This is a genomic window from Actinomadura sp. SCN-SB (genome assembly GCF_043906805.1).
Lineage (GTDB): Bacteria > Actinomycetota > Actinomycetes > Streptosporangiales > Streptosporangiaceae > Spirillospora.
Genome location: NZ_JBIMPP010000135.1, coordinates 1 through 4820 on the forward strand (window position 1 = coordinate 1; position 4820 = coordinate 4820).

Annotated in this window: 4 protein-coding genes; 3 read left to right on the top strand and 1 reads right to left on the bottom strand. The window is 70.5% G+C overall.

Translation table 11 applies throughout. The annotated features are described in order from the left end of the window. Positions 1 to 322 precede the first annotated feature (322 nt). The gene (locus ACGWYJ_RS38515; RefSeq protein ID WP_395111612.1) at positions 323 to 871 is read right to left on the bottom strand and encodes a hypothetical protein; all 549 of its coding nucleotides are present in this window, start codon (positions 869 to 871) and stop codon (positions 323 to 325) included. A 105-nt stretch (positions 872 to 976) separates the two neighbouring features. Here ACGWYJ_RS38515 and ACGWYJ_RS38520 point away from each other — a divergent pair, with 105 nt between their 5' ends. From ACGWYJ_RS38520 to ACGWYJ_RS38530, 3 genes are all read left to right on the top strand, one after another. After that, positions 977 to 1219, top strand: a complete 243-nt coding sequence (locus ACGWYJ_RS38520; RefSeq protein WP_395111614.1) for a type B 50S ribosomal protein L31 — start codon at positions 977 to 979, stop codon at positions 1217 to 1219. A 181-nt stretch (positions 1220 to 1400) separates the two neighbouring features. Continuing rightward, positions 1401 to 3164, top strand: a complete 1764-nt coding sequence (locus ACGWYJ_RS38525) for an acetyl/propionyl/methylcrotonyl-CoA carboxylase subunit alpha (protein ID WP_395111616.1) — start codon at positions 1401 to 1403, stop codon at positions 3162 to 3164. A gap of 125 nt (positions 3165 to 3289) precedes the next feature. After that, on the top strand, positions 3290 to 4594 hold the full coding sequence (locus tag ACGWYJ_RS38530; protein WP_395111618.1) for a hypothetical protein: 1305 nt from the start codon (positions 3290 to 3292) through the stop codon (positions 4592 to 4594). Positions 4595 to 4820 lie beyond the last annotated feature (226 nt).

A 4820-nucleotide genomic window follows, 5' to 3' on the forward strand; every position in this document is an offset into this window, starting at 1 on the left:
CTCGGCCCTTTCGTCGCCGGAACGTCCCAGGCCCTGCCGATCCTTTGCGCGTAATGCCGACAGCCTACGACTCGGGGATCACGATAATCCACCCGTATGTTGAAGGTCGGACGAGAATTTCTGCCCTAATGCGAGGAACACGCCTGGCCGGAGGCGGCCAGGCGTCGGGCTTGACCTCGTAAGACCGCCGTCCTTCGCTCTCGCGACCGTGCGGGCTGACGGCCACCATTACGCCGCGTCAAGAAATTCGCAGGTCAGGCGGGTCGCTATGCCGGCATGGCGGCATTGACGATTTCCTTCGAGCGGAAAGCGGCGCGGGCCGTCAGCGGGAGCCGGCCGGGAAGGGACCCGGGTCGTTGATGGGGTGGGTGCCGCGGTCGACGACCTGCTCGTCCAGCAGGGTGATGCGGTCGCCCCTGGTCATGAACTCGAAGCGGCGGCGGATCGACTGGGTCACCTTGCCGCCGCCGTAGCGGACCTCGGTGTGCTCGATGGCCTCAAGCGTGATGCGGTCGCCGGTGCGGATGGTACGGGCGGGTTCGAGCCGGGTACGGGCACCTGTAAAGGCGGGCCCGCCCTCGACCGGGGCGCGGTTGCGGTTCTCCAGCTCGCGCAGGGCGCGTTCCTGCGCGCGGGCCAGGTTCGGGGAGATGGCGACCCCGAGGACTTCGGGCGGCATACGGCGCCGGCGCTCGTTCCTGGACTTGGGGACGAGGGCCTGGGAGCGGAGCCGCACGAGGGTGGACGCGGCCACGGTGAGCTGGCGCTCGGTCTCCCGGTCCACGGTGGACGCCCGCAACGGCTGCGTGGACGGGCACAGCCCGGCGAGGGCTGCGAGGGCCAGCACCAGGCCCAGTCGCTTGACGTCCATCCGGCTCCCGGTCGTCGGCGAGATCCACCGGGAAGATACACCGGGCCGGGCGGGGCGCCGGAATGGAAATGATTATCACCGTGTTGCACGCGAGTGGGAGGTCCCATGAAGAAGAACATCCACCCGGAGTACCGGGCCGTCGTCTTCCGTGACCGGAGCGCCGGCTACGCGTTCCTGACCCGGTCGACGGCTTCCAGCGACCAGACGATCGAGTGGGAGGACGGCCAGACCTATCCCGTCATCGACGTGGACGTGTCGTCGGCCAGCCACCCGTTCTACACCGGCAGGGGCCGCGTCCTGGACACGACCGGAGCGGTCGAGAGGTTCAACAAGCGCTACGGCCGCTGACCGGCGGACGACCACATCCAAGCCACACGCGAAGGCAGGTCCCGAGGGGGCCTGCTTTCGTGCTGTCCTGGCCCCTCCCCCAGGCGCCGTGCCTACGGACGTGTCCGCGAAGCGCCCCCTTACGAATTCGGGAGAAGGCGGTTATCTAGACTGCGCGTGCAAGGTTGAGGGAGGAGACCACGTGCGCAAGGTCCTGATCGCCAACCGCGGTGAGATCGCGGTCCGCATAGCCCGTGCCTGCCGCGACGCGGGGATCGCCAGCGTCGCGGTGTACGCCGAGCCCGATCTGGACGCGCCGCACGTTCGGGTTGCCGACGAGGCTCACGCCCTGGGCGGCCAGACCGCCGCCGACAGCTATCTGAACATCGACAAGATCGTGAAGGTGGCGGTGGCGGCGGGAGCGGACGCCGTCCACCCCGGATACGGCTTCCTCGCCGAGAACGCGGCCTTCGCCGAGGCCGTCGAGGCCGCCGGGCTGACCTGGATCGGCCCGCCCGCTGCCGCGATCACCGCGCTGGGCGACAAGGTACGGGCCAGGCATATCGCGCAGAAGGTCGGCGCGCCGCTGGTGGCCGGCACCAAGGACCCGGTGTCCGGCGCGGCCGAGGTCGTGGCGTTCGCCGAGGAGCACGGGCTGCCGATCGCGATCAAGGCGGCGTTCGGCGGCGGCGGGCGCGGGCTGAAGGTCGCGCGCAGCCTGGACGAGGTCGAGGACCTGTACGAGTCGGCGGTACGCGAGGCCGTGGCGGCGTTCGGGCGCGGTGAGTGCTTCGTCGAGCGCTACCTGGACCGTCCACGGCACGTGGAGACCCAGTGCCTGGCCGACAAGCACGGCAACGTGGTCGTCGTCTCCACCCGCGACTGCTCCCTCCAGCGCAGGCACCAGAAGCTGATCGAGGAGGCCCCCGCGCCGTTCCTGTCCGACGAGCAGGTGGCCCTGCTCTACGACTCGTCCAAGGCCATCCTCAGGGAGGCCGGGTACGTGGGCGCCGGGACGTGCGAGTTCCTGGTCGGCCAGGACGGGACGATCTCGTTCCTGGAGGTCAACACCCGGTTGCAGGTCGAGCACCCGGTCACCGAGGAGGTCACGGGCATCGATCTGGTGCGGGAGATGTTCCGGATCGCCGACGGCGAGGAGCTGGGCTACGACGACCCGCCGCTGCGCGGCCACTCGATCGAGTTCCGGATCAACGCCGAGGACGCCGGGCGCGGCTTCCTGCCGTCCGTGGGCACGCTGACCGCCTGGCGGCCGCCGTCCGGTCCGGGCGTGCGCCTGGACGCGGGCTGTGAAGAAGGCCAGACCATCCCGCAGCAGTTCGACTCGATGATCGCCAAGCTGATCGTGACCGGCGCGACCCGCCGGCAGGCGGTGGAGCGCTCCCGCCGCGCCCTGGCCGAGTTCCTGGTCGAGGGGATGCCGACGGTGCTGCCGTTCCACCGGGCCGTGCTGGACGACCCGGCGTTCGTCCCGGCGGACGAGTCGGAGCCGTTCACCGTGCACACCCGGTGGATCGAAACCGAGTTCGACAACACGATCCCCCCGTACGAGGGCCCCTTGGCGGAGCCGGACGAGGACGCGCGCCGGCGCGAGCGGGTGACCGTGGAGGTCGGCGGCAAGCGCATCGAGGTCGTGCTGCCCTCAGGGCTCGGCGCCGCGCCGTCCGGCGGCTCCGGGTCCGCACCGGCCAAGCGGCGCGCGGGCAAGAAGGGCGCCAAGAGCCAGGCGTCCGGGGACGCCCTGGTCAGCCCCATGCAGGGCACGATCGTCAAGCTGGTGGCCGAGGAGGGCGCGCGGGTGTCGGCGGGCGACCCCATCGTGGTCCTGGAGGCCATGAAGATGGAGCAGCCGCTGAACGCGCACAAGGACGGCACGGTGACGGGCCTGGCCGCCGAGGTGGGCCAGACCGTCTCCAACGGCGCGGTGATCTGCGAGATCAAGGACTGACCTGGCTGTTTTGCCAGATTGAGTGGCTTCTGCCCTTTCCGCCAGGTATATCCGGGTAGGTGGTTGAACGACGGAACGTACCGTCGCGCCTGCTCGTCTACCTGGTGAGGAGGCAGACTGCAACCATGAGCACCGAAACCCGGCCGCGACGGATCCTGCGCCGTGGCGCGATGGCGCTGGCCGCTGCCGCCGCCATGCTCGCGCTGTTCGGCTTCGCCGCCCCCGCGCGGGCGGACGACGTCTCCGTCATCGCCAACGCCCTCACCACCTCCCGGCTGTACGTCACACAGGACGCACGCCAGCAGACGTCCTTCGACGAGAACGCCGTACGGTCCGCCCTCGACCGGCAGGACGAGGCCGACATCCGCGCCGTCGTGGTCCGCAACGACGTCACCCGGCAACAGGTCGGCCCCATGCTGGAATCCGTCAAGGAACGCGTCGGCAAGGGCGACACCTACGTCGCCATCACCGCGGACGGCACCAAGATGGCCGCGATCTCCGACGACCTCGACAGCCGCGAGATCAACCAGGTGATCGCCAGGTCCGCCCCGGGCAGCGGCGACGTCCAGGCCAGGCTGACCGCCTTCGCCGACCAGGCCGAACGCCAGGCCGAGGCCAACGCCCGATCCAGCATGATCGGCGGCTTCGTCACCGTCGGCGTGCTCGTCCTGATCGCCGCGGGCGTGTTCGGCGCCTTCCTGGTCGCCGGACGCCGCCGCCGCGAACGCGAGGCGCAGCGCATGGCCGAGCTCAAGAAGGGCGTCGAAGAGGACGTGACCCTGCTCGGCGAGGACATCGCCGCGCTCGACCTCAACGTCATGGACCCCGACCTCGACCCCGACGCCCGCCGCGACTACGAACGGGCGATGAACTCCTACGACGAGGCCAAGGCCGCCACCGAAAAGGCCGCCAAGCCCGCCGACATGGAGAAGGTCACCGCCGCCCTGGAAGACGGCCGCTACCACATGACCGCCACCCGCGCGCGCCTGGCGGGCGAACCGGTCCCCGAACGGCGCGCACCGTGCTTCTTCAACCCCCAGCACGGCCCGTCCGTCCAAGACGTCTCCTGGGCGCCCCCAGGCGGCACCGTACGCTCCGTCCCAGCCTGCGAAATGGACGCCCAAGCCGTCCTCAAGGGCCAGAACCCCGATGTCCGCATGGTCCCGTACGGCGACGGACGCCGCCCCTACTACGACGCGGGCCCGGCGTACGCGCCCTACGCGGGCGGCTACTACAACTCCTACGGAGGCATGGACCTCATCAGCGGCCTGTTCATCGGCACCTGGATCGGCTCCATGCTGGGCGGCGGCCTCGGCGGCGGCTACGGCGCCGGCGACATGAGCGGCTTCACCGGCGACGGCGGCGACATAGGAGGCGGCTGGGACTTCGGCTCCGGCGACTTCGGAGGCGGAGACTTCGGAGGCTTCTAGCTGTGACATATGTGGGGGCGACCCCCCACACCCCCCGGTGCGGGGCCACCGGCCCCCGCCACTCGCCTGGCGGCTCGCGACGGTGTCTTTTCATTGTGGGGGGCGACCCCCCACACCCCCAGCACCGCCCTGCGCCGGTTGATCACCGAAGCCTGACCTCGTTGCGGAATGTGGCGGGGCCGCGCCCCGTTGCAGCCCGTGGCGCGTAGGTGAAGGCGGCGCGCCG